Origin of the sequence: Ornithinimicrobium sp. INDO-MA30-4 (assembly GCF_021535045.1) — a bacterium.
Classification (GTDB): domain Bacteria; phylum Actinomycetota; class Actinomycetes; order Actinomycetales; family Dermatophilaceae; genus Ornithinicoccus.
Genome location: NZ_CP091056.1, coordinates 604,610 through 619,913, shown reverse-complemented (window position 1 = coordinate 619,913; position 15,304 = coordinate 604,610). Strand labels below are relative to the sequence as shown.

Genomic DNA, 15,304 nt, shown 5'->3' with positions numbered 1-15,304 from the left:
GTCTCGCTTGAGGCGGGCTTTTCGGTCATCAGTGACACCTGTCCGTGAGCAACGAATCTGCTGGGTCTACGGTCGTGCTGAGGTCATACGAGTGCCGGGAGCGGGATTTGAACCCGCACGCCCTTTCGAGCAAAGCATTTTGAGTGCTCCGTGTCTGCCATTCCACCACCCCGGCTGGGGCCAAAAGAACTATACCCCCAATTTACTGTCCTTCACGCATCCGGGCATATGCCTCAGCCCGGCCATACACAGCGTCGCCGACGCGGTGTAGTCGCAGAGCATTGGTTGAGCCTGCAACTCCGGGGGAGAGCCAGCAACGATGATAACCACATCGCCCTCAACGCACCGCTTCTCACGAAGAAGTGCCTCATCGACCTGCATCACCATATCGTCTGTATGCGCGACCAAGTCTGTGAGGAATGTCTCAACACCCCACGTCATCGCCAACTGCGAACGCGTCGAAGCCTCGGGAGGTGAACGCAAGCATGGGCACACGTGAGCGCAAGCGAGCCATCCGTCGTGCGCTGTCGCCAGACTTGGTGAAGGTCACCATGTATGCGACGTCCAAGACGTCAGCAATGCTCGCTGCGGCGCGCGTGACGGCACCGGCAGTCGTCTTGGGCTTGCTGCCCAGTGGCCGGATCCGGTCGAGCGCGTGCTCTTCGGTGTTTTCGATAATGGTGGCCATCACCTCGACGGCCTTAATGGGCCAATCGCCCACGCTGGTCTCCCCCGACAGCATGATTGCGTCTGCGCCGTCAAGGACCGCGTTGGCGCAGTCGCTCGCTTCAGCGCGCGTGGGGCGAGCGTTGGTGATCATCGACTCGAGGACCTGTGTTGCCACAATCACCGGCTTGGCGTTGCGGCGAGCCATCTCAATGGCTTCCTTTGCACCAACGGCACCTGCTCGAGGGGCAACTCGACACCCAAGTCGCCTCGGGCCACCATGATGCCGTCAAAAGCGGCCACGATGCCTTCAAGATTTTCAACGGCCTGCGGCTTCTCGATCTTGGCGATTACCGGCAACCGGACACCTTCTTCATCCATGATGCGATGCACTGGCTCGATGTCTTCGGCCGACCGCACGAACGAGAGCGCAATGATGTCGACGCGGGTGCGCAGCGCCCACCGCAAGTCGTCGGCATCCTTTTCGCTCAGCGCAGCGACATTGACGGCAGTGCCAGGCAGGTTGATGCCCTTGTTGTTGGAAATCTCGCCACCAATCAAGACGGTGGTCCGCACATCGGTGTCGGTTACCTCTATGGCGCGAAGGTGGATCTTGCCATCGTCAATCAAAAGGTCGTCGCCGACAGCTACGTCGGCTGGCAGACCCTCAAACGTGGTGCCAACCTCGTGGACGTCTCCAGGGACGTCGCGCGTCGTAATCGTGAAGGTGTCTCCGGTGGCCAGAGTGACCGGGCCGTCGGCAAAGCGTGCGGTTCGAATCTTTGGGCCTTGCAGGTCGGCGAGGACGGCGACGGCATGGCCGACTTCATCTCCTGCCTGGCGCACCATCTGGTAGCGCCTTTCGTGCTCACTGTGTGCCCCGTGGGACAGGTTGAGCCGGGCGACATCCATGCCAGCCGTGACGAGCGCACGGATCTGGTCATAGGTGTCCACGGCAGGACCGAGGGTTGAAACAATCTTGGCGCGACGCATAGGAACAGCCTATGCCCCAATCCCATCGACAAGACAATCAACCCGACCATGTCCTAAGTCAGAGGTGGAACGTCAGGATTTAGCAGTTTCCACCGTTGACGGATCCTCGCTACTACGGTATCCGCGCTGCGGATAGTCTCCTTGACGCCCCTGCCAGAGGAAGAGCGCCAGCCCGATCAAGAACACGCCAATCGAGACCCACACGTTGATCCGCTGGCCAAAGATGATCTCTGCTGGGTCGGTGCGCATCAATTCGATCACCAAGCGCCCCGCCGTGTAACCCATCATGTAGAGCGAAAACACTTGTCCTCGGGCCAACCGGACTCGTCGATCAAGGAGCACCAAGCCGATGGCCACGACAATGCACCATAGCGATTCATACAAGAAGGTGGGTTGGAAGGTCCCCAACACCACGGGGTTGCCCGCGGCGTCAACGACAGCCCTTCCCGCCCCGCCGTCCCACTCATGGATCGTCAGCGCCCATGGCGCATCAGACGCGCCGCCATACAGCTCATTGTTGAACCAGTTTCCCCACCGCCCCATAGCCTGAGCGACTAACAGCCCTGGCGCCAATGCATCAGCAAGGTCACCAAAGGAATGCCCATGACGCCGGGCGCCGATGTATGCCCCGACTGCCCCCAACGCGATCGCACCCCAAATACCAAGCCCGCCTTCCCAAATTTTGAAGGCATCGACGAAGTTGCCGTTTTCACCAAAATAGGGCCGGGGACTCGAAATCACGTGATAGATCCGGCCACCAATGATGCCGAAGGCAATAGCCCAGGGGCGATGTCATAGATCTCTTCCCCGGTGCCGCCCCGCGCAATAAACCGACGACTAGTGATTACTACCGCTGCGACGATGCCGAGCAGGATGCAGAAGGCATACGCCCGAATCGGGAACGGCCCAAGCATCCAGACCGCTTGGTCAGGACTCGGTATGGCTAGGGGCAAGTTCATCAACGTCCCTGACCGTAGTTGGCGATCACTGAGTCAAGGTGGTGCCATCTTCCATCAAGGTATTGATGTCTTCGGGAGAAACAACCTCGCCATTGACGATGACGGTTGGAGTGCTGGTCACGCCGGCCTCGTTGGCCGCGGTGGCCATGTCCTCGACGTAGTCGTCATAGGTTCCGTCGGCCATACAGGAGTTGAACGTCTCGAGTTCGGTGCCGCTCAGGCCTGCCTCTTCAGCGGCTCGGGTGAAGGTCTCGTCGGTGTAGCCAGCCCCTTCGCTTGGCTGAACCTCAAAGACGCTGGCGTGCCAGTCCAACAAGATGCCCGCGTCCGAGGAACACACCGCGGCGTTTGCGGCCCGCGAGGAAGAGTCGTTCCCGAGGTTGCTGTCCAAAAAGGTCATGAAGGTGTAGGTCATCTTGATCTCGTCTGCTGCGACCGCCTCCTTCACCTGGTCACTGATCGAGTTTTCTAAGACGCCGCAAAAAGGACACTGGAAGTCTTCGAAAATATGGACTTCGATGGCGTCTTCTGGGGCATCTTCATTCACCACCACGCCCCCACCGGCCGGCAGACTCGCCGCCGACCCAACAGCGGTGGGGCTGTCATCACGAACCGCGAGAAACACCACAACTGCGACCAAAGCGATAACCGCTGCAACGACGCCAGCAATCAAGCCAATGGGAGCGCCTGGGGGCTGTGTCGTGGCTTTCGGCGCGGGAGGACGCGTCATTGGGAGTTCCTGTCTGGTTGGAGTTTGTTGTCCAGCGCAAAAAGCGTTCGCGGACGGATAACAAGATAAAGGCCAGCCAAGGCTAAACCGATATCCCGGGCTATTTCCTGGGCATATTTAGTTTGATTCTCCGACACGGGCCCGCCGTCACCAAAGCACCCGCAGTCAATCGTCAGCCCGCGGGCCCATGCCGAGGCGATTCCGGCGATAAATACAACCATGAGCACAGCGCCGAGAGCCGCACTCGGGCGGGTGAGCAGGCCGATGATAAGCAGCAAGCCGAGCGCGATCTCGATGATCGGCAAAGTGATGCCAATAAACTCAGCAAGCGGATAGCTAAAGAGGTCGTAAGCCACAACGGAACGAACCGATGCGTCCAGGTCCACGACCTTGATGCCGCCTGCAGCGACCAGCACTCCCCAAGGGCAAGTCTGGCCGCTACTCCGAGCACGGCAGGCAGTGGCTTCATCCCTGGCGGACGCCCTGAGCTAGCTCTTCGGTCAGCCCGCGCAAAGCACCCAGACTCGGGTCATCGCGCAGGGCCGCGACGAGCGCGGAGCCCACGATGACTCCATCGGCGAAGGCAGCCACCTCACGTGCCTGCGCACCGGTTGATACGCCGAGACCGACACACAGCGGCAGGTCGGTGACCGCTCGAGTCCGCGCAATGAGTTTTCGGCTCCGTCGCCGATGCTCGTGCGGGCTCCGGTGACCCCCATGGTGGAGGCCACGTAGATGAAGCCGCGGCACGCCTTGGCCGTCATTGCCAATCTCGCATCGGTCGAAGATGGTGCAACGAGGAAAATCGTGCCGACGTCCTGGCCGCGCGCAGCCTCGATCCACGACCCCCTTCATCAGGGATGAGGTCGGGGTGATCAAACCTGCACCACCGGCTGCCGCAAGATCAGCGGCAAAGCGCTGCACGCCATACCGCAGGACGGGGTTCCAATAGCTCATGACGACGGGCACGGCCCCGGCAGCTTTCACCGCAGCGACGCAGTCAAAGAGGTCGGCAAACCGAAAACCGTTGTCCAGGGCCTGCTCGGCAGCGGCCTGGATCACGGGCCCATCCATCAAAGGGTCGCTGTAGGGAACGCCTACTTCAACGATGTCGGCACCGGCCTCTGCGAGTGCGGTCACCGCGGCAAGTGCTCCCTCACGATCGGGGTAGCCAGCGGGAAGGTAGCCGACCAGAGCAGAGCGCCCTTCGTCGCGGCATTCAGCAAAGACCTGTTCGAGCGCGTTCATGAGGGTTCCCCTTGGTTGCTGTTTTCCTGCGAACTGAGCAGGCCAAACCAGCGGGCCGCAGTAGCCACGTCTTTGTCCCCTCGGCCAGAAAGGTTCACGATCATGGTGGTGTCTGGGCCCAACTCCTGTCCGATGCGCATGGCTCCTGCCAATGCGTGCGCGCTTTCGATGGCCGGAATGATGCCCTCGGTTTTGGACAACACCGAGAATGCCTCCATCGCCTCATCGTCAGTCACCGACTGGTATTCAGCCCGCCCAATCGAGTGCAAATAGGCGTGCTCAGGGCCAACGGAGGGATAGTCCATACCGGCCGACACCGAGTGTGAGTCAAGGGTTTGGCCGTCTTCGTCCTGTAACACATATGTCGCTGCACCGTGCAAGACCCCTGGCTCACCACTGGCAAACCGTGCGGCGTGCTTGCCGGTGGAGACTCCGAGACCGCCGGCTTCCAGGCCAACAAGCCGCACCTCGGCGTCGTCGATAAACGCGTGGAAGATGCCCATTGCATTGGAGCCGCCACCGACGCACGCCAGGACAACATCCGGCAATGCACCCGTTGCGGACAAAATCTGCTCGCGCGCTTCTTGGCCAATAATTGCGTGAAAATCGCGCACCATGGTCGGGAAGGGTGCGGCCCCGTCACCGTGCCCAGCAAGTAGTGGGTGTGTTCGACATTCGTGACCCAGTCACGCATCGCCTCGTTGATCGCGTCCTTGAGGGTCGCGCTGCCGTGGTCAACGGGCATGACGGTGGCGCCCAATAACTCCATGCGAGCGACGTTCAGAGCCTGCCGCTCGGTGTCCACCCGCCCCATGTAGACGACGCACTCCATACCCAGGTATGCGGCGACCGTCGCCGAAGCAACGCCGTGCTGACCCGCTCCGGTTTCGGCAATCAGTCGAGTCTTGCCCATTTTGCGAGCCAGCAGACCCTGGCCAAGAACGTTGTTGATTTTGTGCGAACCGGTGTGGTTGAGGTCTTCACGCTTTAAGAAGACGCGCGCGCCACCAGCATGTTTGCCAAAGCGCGGCACTTCGGTGAGGGGTTGGGTCGCCCGGTGTATTCACGATGCAGCGCGGCTAGTTCGGTCTGAAACTCTGGGTCGGACATCGCGGCCAGGCGCGCCTCGTCAAGCTCATCCAACGCGGCGACAAGTGCTTCGGGGACATAGCGCCCGCCAAACTCACCGAAACGACCAGCAGCCGAAGCAGGGATGCCGCTCGGCAAGGAATCGGCCAGCGAAGCGTCAGGGCTCGGCTTAGTAACCTCAGTCATGAGTTGAGCACTCCTTCTGTGGCCGGACTATTGCCGGCCTTCGTCATTTCGGCCACGGCCTGCTGCGGGCGCCCACCCGTGACGAGCCTCTCGCCAACCAGCACAGCGTCGGCGCCTTGCACGGCATACATCGTCGCGTCTGACAACCCGCGGACACCTGATTCAGCAACGCTCACGACGTGCTCTGGCAGCAGCGGCACCAATGCGCCAAAGGTATTGATATCGACCTCTAAGGTCTTGAGATTGCGGGCGTTTACCCCGACGATTCGGGCGCCGGCCTCCAGCGCTCGATGCGTTTCGGCCTCGTCATGGACCTCAACCAGGGCATGCATCCCCAACTCCTCCACGAGGTGGAGGAAGGCGACCAGCGTCTCCTGGTCTAGGGCGGCGACGATCAGCAGAATCAGGTCGGCACCATGAGCCCTCGCCTCATAGATCTGGTATTCGTCGACCACGAAGTCTTTGCGCAGCACCGGGATCTGGACGCGGGACCGGACCGCATCTAGGTCTGCCAGGCTGCCGCCAAAACGGCGCTGTTCGGTCAAAACACTGATCACGGTGGCACCGCCTGCTTCATACTCGGCAGCGAGCGCTGCGGGGTCCGCAATCGGGGCAAGCGCACCTTTGACGGACTAGAACGCTTGACTTCGGAGATCACATGCAGCTGACCTGGCTGTTGCAAGGCGTGCCATGCGTTACGAGCGTCGGGGGCAGCTTGCGCGGCCGCCTTGACCTCGCTTAACGGCAACACAGATTTGCGCGCCTCCAGGTCTTCACGAACGCCCTCAATGATGTCCTGCAATACGGTGGCCACACTCATACCCTAAATTTCTTGTCTGAACGATCTGTGTATGGCCGGGCCAGTTTTGCCTGGCCGCCTAGATCATCCGTGGTTGGCAGTACCTTTTTGCTCGGCCGGCGACTGGACGCCATAGCCAGCGGCGTTGAGGCCGACCCAAGCGCCGATACCAACGACCACCAGGACCACACCGGTCCACGTGGCCCAAGCGATAGCGAAGTAGATGCCGATCGACAGCAAGATGCTCGCGATTAGCAGCGTAAAGACACCGGTCCACGACGCAATGCTGTGTCCGTGGTCTTCTTCGTGGTTGCTCATGAGTCTCCTCAGGTGTGACGTGCCACAGTCGTTTAGGCACACGACCGATAGATGATGCCCCTAGTCTATGGCCCCACTCATCAGGTCAGGCTCAGGCTCCCGGATAACTTGCTCGAACCGTCACCTTCACGCTCAGTTGGTGCGCTCAAAAAAACAGGCAAACGCCGACGTGGTGTAGGCCGAGCCTTTGCCCCAACCGCGCAGACCAGCTTTGGCGATAGCCGGCTCGGTCGCCGGAGTGCTTGTCCTGCTTTTTCCAGAGAGTCGATGTCGCTGCCAGCATGGCTGCAACCTGACAGCACTCGCCCAGGAGCCAGACTGAGTCGGGTCATCGCCGCGGCTGAGGTCATCCCAAGCCGAAACCTGTCGTCGACGTTCAGCCTCAGCCAGGTCTGTCGCGGTGTGCTCTCGCGCGGTCTTGGATGCTGACTCTGCTCGTAGCGCAGGGGTAGCGATCGCACGAACAACGACGGCGCTGGTAACCAGTAGCCCAGTGACTAACGCTGCCCAGACGGCCCAGCCAAGAGAGGCAGACTCAATCGGACCATTGATGCTCAAGGTGCCAGCGATACCGCTACGCAACGCGGATGCGGGGTCCAGGATCACCACCAAGCAGACCCCGCGACACCCAAACCGGCTAGTGCAGCGATCGCCACTGCGACCCGATGGCCCCAACCCGACGTGAGTAGTCCGCTGGCCAAGCCCGCCAGGATGACCAGGCTCAGCGCAGAGGCTGGGGTCGCATCGGCTCCGCTGACCTGGATCCGTTGCGCTCCCAGCACGGGATCGATAGCCAGGCCCGCAACCCAGACCTGGCCAGAGAGGTAGAGCGACACAACGCCACCGAGGACGGCGAGCAGCAAGCTCAGGTTGCGCACCGTCATACCCCTTCCTGTTGGTTGGCCCACGAGGCAAACATGCGCGTGTACACCCCGCCAGCATCCACCAGATCGGTGTGCGGACCTACTTCCACAATCTCGCCCTTGTCGACGACCACGACAACATCGGCTGCCTGGGCCGTGGAAAGTCGGTGAGCAATCGCGACGGACGTGCGCCCCGTGGTGAGCCCCTCCAGCGCGCGTTGGATCCGCACTTCAGTGCCCGGGTCGACGGCGCTTGTTGCCTCGTCGAGGACCAACAAATCAGGATCGGCCAAGTAGGCACGGGCAATGGCGACCAGTTGGCGTTCACCTGCTGAGAGTGACTCCCCCGCTGACCAACCTGCGTGGCGAGACCATGTGGCAGGCCAGCCACCCATGCGTCCAGCCCTAACTCGGTCAGGGCAAGGTCAATGTCTGAGTCGCTGGCATCCGGCCGCCCAAACCGGATGTTGTCGACGAGGGATTGATCAAACAAGAAACCTTCTTGCGGCACCATGACAACCCGCGATCGAAGCGACTCAAAGGCGATGTGTCGCAGGTCCTGACCATCCAGACGCACAGTCCCTTCGCTCGGGTCCATCAGCCGAGTCAACAGTTTGGCCAGGGTGGTCTTGCCCGAGCCCGTCTGCCCCACGACGGCCACCTTGGTGCGCGGCGGGATGGTGAGATTGACGTCGAACAGCACTGGCTTGCCGGCTTGGTATTCGTAACCCACCGAGTCAAAGTCAACAGTGATCGGCCCTCGAGGCAGCACGACTCCAGACTCGCCTGGATCGGCGACATCGGCCGGGGTGTCGATAACGCCAATGACTCGACGCCAACCAGCAATCGCGTTTTGCAGTTCGTTCAGGATTTCAGTGGCCATCAGGACCGGTTGCGCGAACAATTGCACCAAAAACAGGAAGGCAATCAGTTCGCCTGGCTGCAGCATGTCGCGGGTCACCATGATCGTGCCGACCACGAGGACCACGATCGTCGTCAGGCCGGTGAACACGATGCCGCTCGTGAAGGCAGCGACGCTTCGTGTTTGGGCCTTCACTGCCGATTTGCGGTGAGCCTCGATCGTCGTGTCGAGCCGACCTGCCGTGCGCTCCTCTACCCCGTAGGCGCGAATCGCGACGGCGCCCACAATGGATTCTGAGATGGCGCCCAGCATGTCGCCGACCCGCACGCGGACCAACCCGTATGCCCGGCCCAACATGGGTTGGAAGCGCCGCACGAGCAAGACCAGTGGCAGTAGGCAGAGATAGACCACCAGGGTGAGCAGCGGGCTATAGAACAGCATCACCAAACTGGCGACAACGATCTGGGCTGAGCTGATCAGGAGCATCAGCCCGCCGAACTGCACGAAGTTCGAGATGGTGTCGACATCACTGGTCACGCGCGACACCAACGACCCACGCCTCTCGGTGTTTTGCGTCAACACCGAGAGGTTGTGGATGTGCCGGAAGGCCGTGTTACGCAGGCTGGCCAGACCAGATTCAGCAGCGGTGAACAGTCGGACATTGACAAAGAACTGGGCAATGCTGGTTAACCCCACCGTCACCGCGGCGGCAGCAATAGCCATCCAGACAAAATCGAGGTCAGGTCCACCGGGGGCCAAAATGCCACGGTCGATCGTCTGCTGCACGGCAAAAGGTATGACGACGCGCCCGATCGCGGCGATCATCGCCAAGACAATGGTCAGCCCCAGACCACGACGCAATTCTGGCGAGAGCTCGACGCCACGACGCAAGGTGGCGACGGTGCTCAGTTCGCTGCTGCCAATAGAACTGCGTGCCTCCGCGTCTGACTTCTGTGGCTCAGCCATGCGACTCCTCCTCATCCGCGGCGATTGCTGCCCGCGCGGCGGCCTCTCGGGCGTAGGCGCTGACCAAGTCGGCGTAGCCAGTGCAGCGCCCCATCAACTCTTCGTGTGAGCCCTCGTCCTGGATGGCGCCATCTTCCATATAGACAATGCGATCAGCTAGTCGCACGGTGGCCATTCGGTAGGCGATCACCAGCACCGTGGTGCCGCTGGCGGAGTCGCGCAGGGACGCCAGAATGTCTTGCTCAATCTTTGGGTCGACCGCGCTCGTGGCGTCATCGAGCACCAACATCCGCGGAGATCGTGCGACCGCCCGGGCTAGGGCCACGCGCTGACGCTGACCGCCGGAGAGGGAGCCGCCCCGTTCGCCGATCTCGGTGTCCATTCCATCGGGCAACTGTTCAACAAACTCATCGGCATGGGCGATAGCCAACGCGCGAGAGACTTCGTCATCTGACATGCCCAAGCCCAGATCCACGTTGTCTCGAACTGTGCCGTCGAACATGAAGGTCTGCTGAGCGACCAGAGCCACAGCATCCGTCACGCCACCTTGCTCAATCGAGCGCAGGTCCAGACCATCAAGCGAGACGACGCCTGCATCTGGATCGACCAAGCGCACCACGATGTTGGACAAGGTCGACTTGCCGGAACCCGTAGGTCCCACCAATGCCGTCGTTGAGCCAGCGGGGATGTCGAGGTGCACGCCCCGTATGGCAGGCACGACGTCGCCTGGTTCTTCAGCGGTCGCGGCTCGGCTGCCCAACTCTTCCGGGGCGGCGTACTCCTGATAGCCAAACTCGATGTTTCGAGACTCCGAGCGAGCGGGGCCCGAAGCGGCCAGCGCGACATCCCCGTACTCCATGCTCCCCTGAGCTTGAAGCACCGAACTGACGCGGCGGTGACCGACCACGGTGCGGGGCAATTCGGCTAACACCCAGCCCAACGCGCGGACGGGAAAGGCAAGAATGGAGAATAGGTAGGCAATTTCGACAACATCGGCTGCTACGAGATCTCCATTGGCAACGCGAGCCGTCCCCACGCCGAGCACCGCCAAGGTGCCCAAGGTCGGAATCGCTTCGATGACTGGCTCGAAAACGCCACGAGTCCGGCCCACCCGAATCATCGAATCGCGCAGCGCGTAGGTCGCAGCATCAAACCTGGCAGATTCTTCGCGCTCGCGACCCAATGCCTTGACGACGAGGCCAGCCTCAAACGACTCATGTGCGACTTCACTGACCTGCGCTCGCAACTGTTGCGCTGCCGTGACACGTGGCGACATGTAACGCTGGAACACTAAGTTGGCGGCAAAAAGTAGCGGGAAGACCAAGAGCCCGATCAACGCCAGTGTCGGGTCAACAAAGAACATTTGCGTCCCGGCTATGGCCAACATGAAGATGACGCCGATGGCCATCGGCAACGGGTTGAAAACCATCCAGGTGGCTTCAATGTCGGCGTGTGCGTTGGAAAGCAGCTGGCCAGAAGGGTGCCGGTGGTGCCAGGTCAACGGCAACCGGAGGTATTGGCGTGTCACCCGTCGGCGGTAGGAGGCCTGCAAGTTGAAGCCTGCTTTCACGGCCCAGACCCGGCGCAGGATCACGCCTAAGGCGTTCGCCACCAGGATGGCGCCCAGCAGACCGACGATGCTCCACAGCGCCGCCCCGGTGACATCCCCGACGTCGCGGCGGGGGTGATGATGTTCTCCGTGATGTAGCCGATGGCCATAGAGGTGGCGACGGTGGCCGCGGCCCAGAGCGCAGCACCAATCACCGCGATCGTGATCATGCGCTTCTCTTGGCGCATGCCGGACCACACGATGCCCAAGCCTTCACGCAGAACTGCGGCGTCGGGTTTAGGCGGTTGCACAGGTCTGGCTGCCGTCATCGACACGACACTGACATCTTGATTCAACCTTTCGAGTGCTGTGCGCAGCAGCCCCCGACCGCGCGCGCAGAAGTTTGATCTAGGAACACGTCATCTTGCCACGCAACGGATGGCCGATCGCACATGGGTAGCCCCTTCGCAGGCCGATGTCAGCCCCAAGTGCTTGGATAGATCCATGATTCTCGCTCAGCAGCAACGCCAAGCCCTCTGCGACACTGCCCTGGCGGTGGGGCCCGATGCTCCGACGCTGTGCTCGCCCTGGACGGTGAAGGACCTGCTCGCCCACCTGGTAATCAGGGAGCGTCGTCCGGACACTCTTCCCGGCATTGGTGTCTCCGCTTTGCTGGGCACACCGACAAGGTCCAGGATGAGTTCGCCGCACGAGACTTTGCAGACCTCGTTGGTTTAGTACGCCAAGGGCCACCCAAATGGGCACCAACCGCCATCCCTGCAGTCGATAATGCGATCAACACCGCTGAGTTCGTGATCCACCACGAGGACATTCGTCGGGCCCAACCTGACTGGTCCCCCGCGGAGATGTCATCGCAGACGGAGCAGGGCGTCTGGGATTCCCTCGAAGAATTGCCAAAATTTCCTATCGCCAGGCCCCCACGGGCGTAGTGCTCGTTTCACCCGGATACGGGCGGATGCTGGCTCATCGGCCAAGCGCTGGTCGGGCATCGGTCGTGCTCACTGGGGCACCGATCGAGCTGATATTGCACGCCTTTGGTCGGACTGGCGTCGCCCAGACCGACATCACCGGCGACGAAGCGGACGTGGCTGCCCTAGCCGACTCAGAGCGCAAAGCCTGACGCGAGTCGATGAAGGCGCACCGGTGGCTGACGCAAGATGACCCTGCCGTGATCACGCATTTGCGTGCGGCGATCAGCCCCCACCTGTCACTGGGTCGCCCTGTCCTCGTCGGGATCGACGGACGGAGCGGAACGGGCAAAACGACCTTGGCCCGTGACCTTCGACGCGAACTCAGTTGCGCCCCCGGCAGCACTCGCGTCATTCACATGGATGGCCTGTATCCCGGGTGGCAAGGGCTGGCAGCCTCGGTCGAGATTGTGCGACGCGACATTCTTGCGCCGCTGCATAGAGGTGAGTCGGCAACATACCGCTTGTGGGACTGGCACCACGACAAACCCGGGCTGCTGACCACGGTGAAGCCACAGCAGGTCATTATCGTCGAAGGGGTCGGGTCGATCACCGCAAGCCCTGATGATTACGACCTTCGCGTGTGGATAGAGGCACCCGAAAACGTCCGCCGCCGACGAGCACTAGCACGCGACGGTGCCATGTTCGAGCCTCACTGGGATCGATGGGCCGCACAAGAAGCGACGTACTTCGCCACCAACACCTGGGCCGTCCCAGCCCACTTCGGGATCCACGGAGCAGACGATGAGTGAGGCAACGAGGCCAGAGGGCACCACCGAAGCCCGATGGATCGCGACCGCTGCACGTGTGCTCCGGGTCCCGCGCCGAGAGGTTGTCCGCAGCGCACGGCGCCTGCGCTCTCGCCTCTTCTTGATCGTCCAAGCGGCTGTCGGCGCGGGATTGGCATGGTGGCTCGCCACGGCACTGTTAGGGCACCCGCTCCCCTTCTTTGCTCCTGTCACGGCCATGGTTTGCCTCGGGCTGACCTACGGCAACCGCGTCAAGCGCGTCGTTGAGTTGACGATTGGCGTTGCCATCGGTGTTGCGGTGGGTGACCTCTTTGTCCACGTCTTCGGCAGTGGCATCTGGCAGATTGCCGCGGTAGCCATGGTCGCCATGTCGTTAGCAGTCCTCGCTGGAGCTGGTCAGCTGCTCATGCTGCAGGCCGGCATCCAGGGGGTCATTGTGGCCACCTTGGTGACTGGTGATGGACAGGCCCTAGGTCGGTGGCTAGACGCCGTGGTCGGTGGGGCTGTCGCCCTGGTGATCGCCATGCTCGCCCCCACTTCACGATTGGTGCGCCGACCACGCAATCAGGCCATTCAGGTGCTGGCTCACGTAGCGCAGGTCTTAGGGCTAACTGCGCAGGCGCTGCGGGAGCGAGACGAAACACTGACCTCCAATGCCCTGCAGCAAGCACGGGCGTTGCAGGGAGAGTTGGATGACCTGCGCGACTCGGCAACCGAAGGTTTGGCAGCAACCTCAATGTCACCTCTGCGTCGGCGCTACCGAGTGGGGGTCAAGGCCATCGATGCCCTGGTCGAGCCGCTGGATCTCGCGATTCGCGATGTCCGAGTGCTGGTGCGACGTGCCGATGTCGCCATCGTTGGCAAAGAGTTCGTTCCGGAGACTTACATCATCTTGGTGGAAGATCTCGCGATGGCCACCAGCCACATCAGTGATCAACTAGCGATCGAACGAGTCCCCACCGAGGCACGAGAAGACCTGGTCAACTTGGCTCGCAGCTCCACCTGGTCACGCAACGGTGCTGGTTTGTCAGCTGAGGTCATGCGAGCCCAGGTGCGATCAACCGTTGTCGACTTGCTCGTTCTGACGGGTATGTCGCGTGCTGAGGCCCGCAAGCGGGTGCCGCCAACCCGAGATGACCTCGATGACGACCCCGAGGCAAGCGAAAGCGACGACTAACCCGGCTCAACCCGTTGGTGATGGGCAACGAGCGCGGCCAGGCGACCGGCCTCCGCCACCCCTCGGGCACCGTCGGCTCGTTGAATCGCCATCACGGAGATTTCTTCGGTATCGGTCAGTTCGAGGGTGACCCAAGCGGCGCCGTCTGAAAAGCCAATCGCGGCGATCTCGGGCCATTCAATCTCACGTCGAGAAAACAGGTTGATGACCGTCAGCCCCTCTTGGCTGGGAATCGCTTTGAGCTGCACGAATCGCCATAGCCCTGCGGCGAGCAGCACCCCAAAGAACAGGGTGCCGATGCGGTCACCGGTATTAAAGCCGACCTCGCCCTCGCCGGTGACGGCGAAGGCCAAGATGGCGAAACCCACTAAGCAGGCCACGGCACCAATCAGCGCTACTCGCGTAGAACGGCGAGCCCGAAAAGGGCATAGGGGGAAGCGTCGCTCATGCCCAAAGGCTACGGTGCGCCCCGAGAGCCGCGCCTCCCCCGGTGGGCGCTTCAACTTTGGACGCTTTCAGCCACACGGTGAAGCCCCACAAACCAAAGCTCCGTAGACGACGAACATGACTGCAGAGGGTAATAACCTCCGTGCCACAGCAACGGAACGCCGACCAAGTCGACGGCAATCCACGCGAGCCAAAAGTCATTCCAACCCCGAGCCATCGCATACGTCGCCACGATGGAGCCGACAAAGATCCAAGCGTCGGCCCAGAAATACCACCGTGGGGCTTCCCAGCCAGCACCTACAGCAGCAAAGATCCATTGCGCGATGACCACGGCGCCCAGCCAGAACCCGAGATAGCTCAATCGCTCGGCCCTGCTTGCCCATCGCGGCGTGATGGCAGGCGAGCCTGATGCACGGCTCCTACGCGACCGGCTCCACTGCCACCAGCCATACACGCTGACAACAATGAAGAAGACCTGTCGTGCGGCTTGTCCAAAGAGTGAATGCTCCTGTGGGTTAACAAACCAGACACCCATAAACACGGTAAAGAGCAGAGCGTTGCCAATGATCCCGACCGGCCATGCCCAGACCCGGCGGCGCATACCACCAACTGCGCTAGCGAACCCGAAGAGGTTGCCAACAATTTCGCGCCAGGCAATCGGATAGCCACCGATCACCAGTTGGGCATTAAACAGTTCGTTCCAAAGGCTCATGA

General features: G+C 61.6%; 16 protein-coding genes, 1 tRNA gene and 5 pseudogenes. 4 read left to right on the top strand and 18 right to left on the bottom strand.

What is annotated here, in order from left to right:
- Positions 1 to 92: 92 nt before the first annotated feature.
- The 16 genes and pseudogenes from L0A91_RS03600 to L0A91_RS03535 form a co-directional block, all read right to left on the bottom strand.
- A tRNA-Leu gene (locus L0A91_RS03600) sits at positions 93 to 175 on the bottom strand.
- Positions 176 to 202: 27 nt separating this feature from the next.
- A pseudogene (gene pyk / locus L0A91_RS03595) lies at positions 203 to 1,659 on the bottom strand (pyruvate kinase).
- Between the two features lie 72 nt (positions 1,660 to 1,731).
- On the bottom strand, positions 1,732 to 2,400 hold the full coding sequence (locus L0A91_RS03590) for a prolipoprotein diacylglyceryl transferase family protein (protein ID WP_311197985.1): 669 nt from the start codon (positions 2,398 to 2,400) through the stop codon (positions 1,732 to 1,734).
- Positions 2,397 to 2,618, bottom strand: a complete 222-nt coding sequence (locus L0A91_RS18220; protein ID WP_311197984.1) for a hypothetical protein — start codon at positions 2,616 to 2,618, stop codon at positions 2,397 to 2,399. Before L0A91_RS18220 ends, L0A91_RS03590 begins: the two co-directional genes overlap by 4 nt.
- 25 nt (positions 2,619 to 2,643) lie before the next feature.
- The gene (locus tag L0A91_RS03585) at positions 2,644 to 3,348 is read right to left on the bottom strand and encodes a thioredoxin domain-containing protein (RefSeq protein ID WP_235245901.1); all 705 of its coding nucleotides are present in this window, start codon (positions 3,346 to 3,348) and stop codon (positions 2,644 to 2,646) included.
- Positions 3,345 to 3,764 carry a MauE/DoxX family redox-associated membrane protein gene (locus tag L0A91_RS03580; protein ID WP_235245900.1) on the bottom strand — a complete coding sequence of 140 codons (420 nt, stop codon included), beginning with the start codon at positions 3,762 to 3,764 and terminating at the stop codon, positions 3,345 to 3,347. Before L0A91_RS03580 ends, L0A91_RS03585 begins: the two co-directional genes overlap by 4 nt.
- Before the next feature lie 49 nt (positions 3,765 to 3,813).
- Positions 3,814 to 4,596 (bottom strand): annotated as a pseudogene (gene trpA / locus L0A91_RS03575) (tryptophan synthase subunit alpha).
- Positions 4,593 to 5,871: pseudogene (trpB, locus tag L0A91_RS03570) on the bottom strand (tryptophan synthase subunit beta). The pseudogenes trpA and trpB overlap by 4 nt, the downstream one beginning before the upstream one ends.
- Positions 5,868 to 6,691: pseudogene (gene trpC, locus L0A91_RS03565) on the bottom strand (indole-3-glycerol phosphate synthase TrpC). Before trpC ends, trpB begins: the two co-directional pseudogenes overlap by 4 nt.
- Before the next feature lie 63 nt (positions 6,692 to 6,754).
- The gene (locus L0A91_RS03560; protein ID WP_235245899.1) at positions 6,755 to 6,988 is read right to left on the bottom strand and encodes a DUF6704 family protein; all 234 of its coding nucleotides are present in this window, start codon (positions 6,986 to 6,988) and stop codon (positions 6,755 to 6,757) included.
- Between the two features lie 132 nt (positions 6,989 to 7,120).
- A complete protein-coding gene (locus L0A91_RS03555; protein ID WP_235245898.1) occupies positions 7,121 to 7,597 on the bottom strand; it encodes a Trp biosynthesis-associated membrane protein in 477 nt (158 codons plus the stop codon).
- Positions 7,591 to 7,866, bottom strand: coding sequence for a Trp biosynthesis-associated membrane protein (locus tag L0A91_RS03550; RefSeq protein ID WP_235245897.1), 276 nt, complete (start codon positions 7,864 to 7,866; stop codon positions 7,591 to 7,593). The genes L0A91_RS03555 and L0A91_RS03550 overlap by 7 nt, the downstream gene beginning before the upstream one ends.
- 2 nt (positions 7,867 to 7,868) lie before the next feature.
- Positions 7,869 to 8,246 carry an ATP-binding cassette domain-containing protein gene (locus L0A91_RS18215; RefSeq protein ID WP_311197983.1) on the bottom strand — a complete coding sequence of 126 codons (378 nt, stop codon included), beginning with the start codon at positions 8,244 to 8,246 and terminating at the stop codon, positions 7,869 to 7,871.
- A gap of 59 nt (positions 8,247 to 8,305) precedes the next feature.
- Positions 8,306 to 9,538 (bottom strand): annotated as a pseudogene (locus L0A91_RS03545) (ABC transporter ATP-binding protein); the annotation flags it as partial.
- 133 nt (positions 9,539 to 9,671) lie between these two features.
- Positions 9,672 to 11,291 carry an ABC transporter ATP-binding protein gene (locus tag L0A91_RS03540; protein ID WP_235245896.1) on the bottom strand — a complete coding sequence of 540 codons (1,620 nt, stop codon included), beginning with the start codon at positions 11,289 to 11,291 and terminating at the stop codon, positions 9,672 to 9,674.
- Positions 11,276 to 11,584 carry a hypothetical protein gene (locus L0A91_RS03535; protein WP_235245895.1) on the bottom strand — a complete coding sequence of 103 codons (309 nt, stop codon included), beginning with the start codon at positions 11,582 to 11,584 and terminating at the stop codon, positions 11,276 to 11,278. The genes L0A91_RS03540 and L0A91_RS03535 overlap by 16 nt, the downstream gene beginning before the upstream one ends.
- Before the next feature lie 148 nt (positions 11,585 to 11,732).
- Between L0A91_RS03535 and L0A91_RS03530 the strand changes: the two genes are divergently transcribed.
- The 4 genes from L0A91_RS03530 (at position 11,733) to L0A91_RS03515 (ending at position 14,143) form a co-directional block, all read left to right on the top strand.
- Entirely contained in the window at positions 11,733 to 11,966 is a 234-nt protein-coding gene (locus L0A91_RS03530) for a maleylpyruvate isomerase N-terminal domain-containing protein (protein WP_235245894.1), read from the top strand.
- Positions 11,967 to 12,177: 211 nt separating this feature from the next.
- Positions 12,178 to 12,369, top strand: a complete 192-nt coding sequence (locus tag L0A91_RS03525) for a hypothetical protein (RefSeq protein ID WP_235245893.1) — start codon at positions 12,178 to 12,180, stop codon at positions 12,367 to 12,369.
- A gap of 9 nt (positions 12,370 to 12,378) precedes the next feature.
- Complete coding sequence (locus tag L0A91_RS03520; protein WP_235245892.1) at positions 12,379 to 12,969, top strand: AAA family ATPase; 591 nt, start codon at positions 12,379 to 12,381, stop codon at positions 12,967 to 12,969.
- A complete protein-coding gene (locus L0A91_RS03515) occupies positions 12,962 to 14,143 on the top strand; it encodes an aromatic acid exporter family protein (RefSeq protein WP_235245890.1) in 1,182 nt (393 codons plus the stop codon). The genes L0A91_RS03520 and L0A91_RS03515 overlap by 8 nt, the downstream gene beginning before the upstream one ends.
- Here L0A91_RS03515 and L0A91_RS03510 read toward each other — a convergent pair.
- Positions 14,140 to 14,646, bottom strand: coding sequence for a PH domain-containing protein (locus tag L0A91_RS03510; RefSeq protein ID WP_235245889.1), 507 nt, complete (start codon positions 14,644 to 14,646; stop codon positions 14,140 to 14,142). The two genes, L0A91_RS03515 and L0A91_RS03510, sit on opposite strands and share 4 nt — an antisense overlap.
- On the bottom strand, positions 14,643 to 15,302 hold the full coding sequence (locus L0A91_RS03505) for a nicotinamide mononucleotide transporter family protein (RefSeq protein WP_311197982.1): 660 nt from the start codon (positions 15,300 to 15,302) through the stop codon (positions 14,643 to 14,645). Before L0A91_RS03505 ends, L0A91_RS03510 begins: the two co-directional genes overlap by 4 nt.
- Between the last annotated feature and the right edge of the window lie 2 nt (positions 15,303 to 15,304).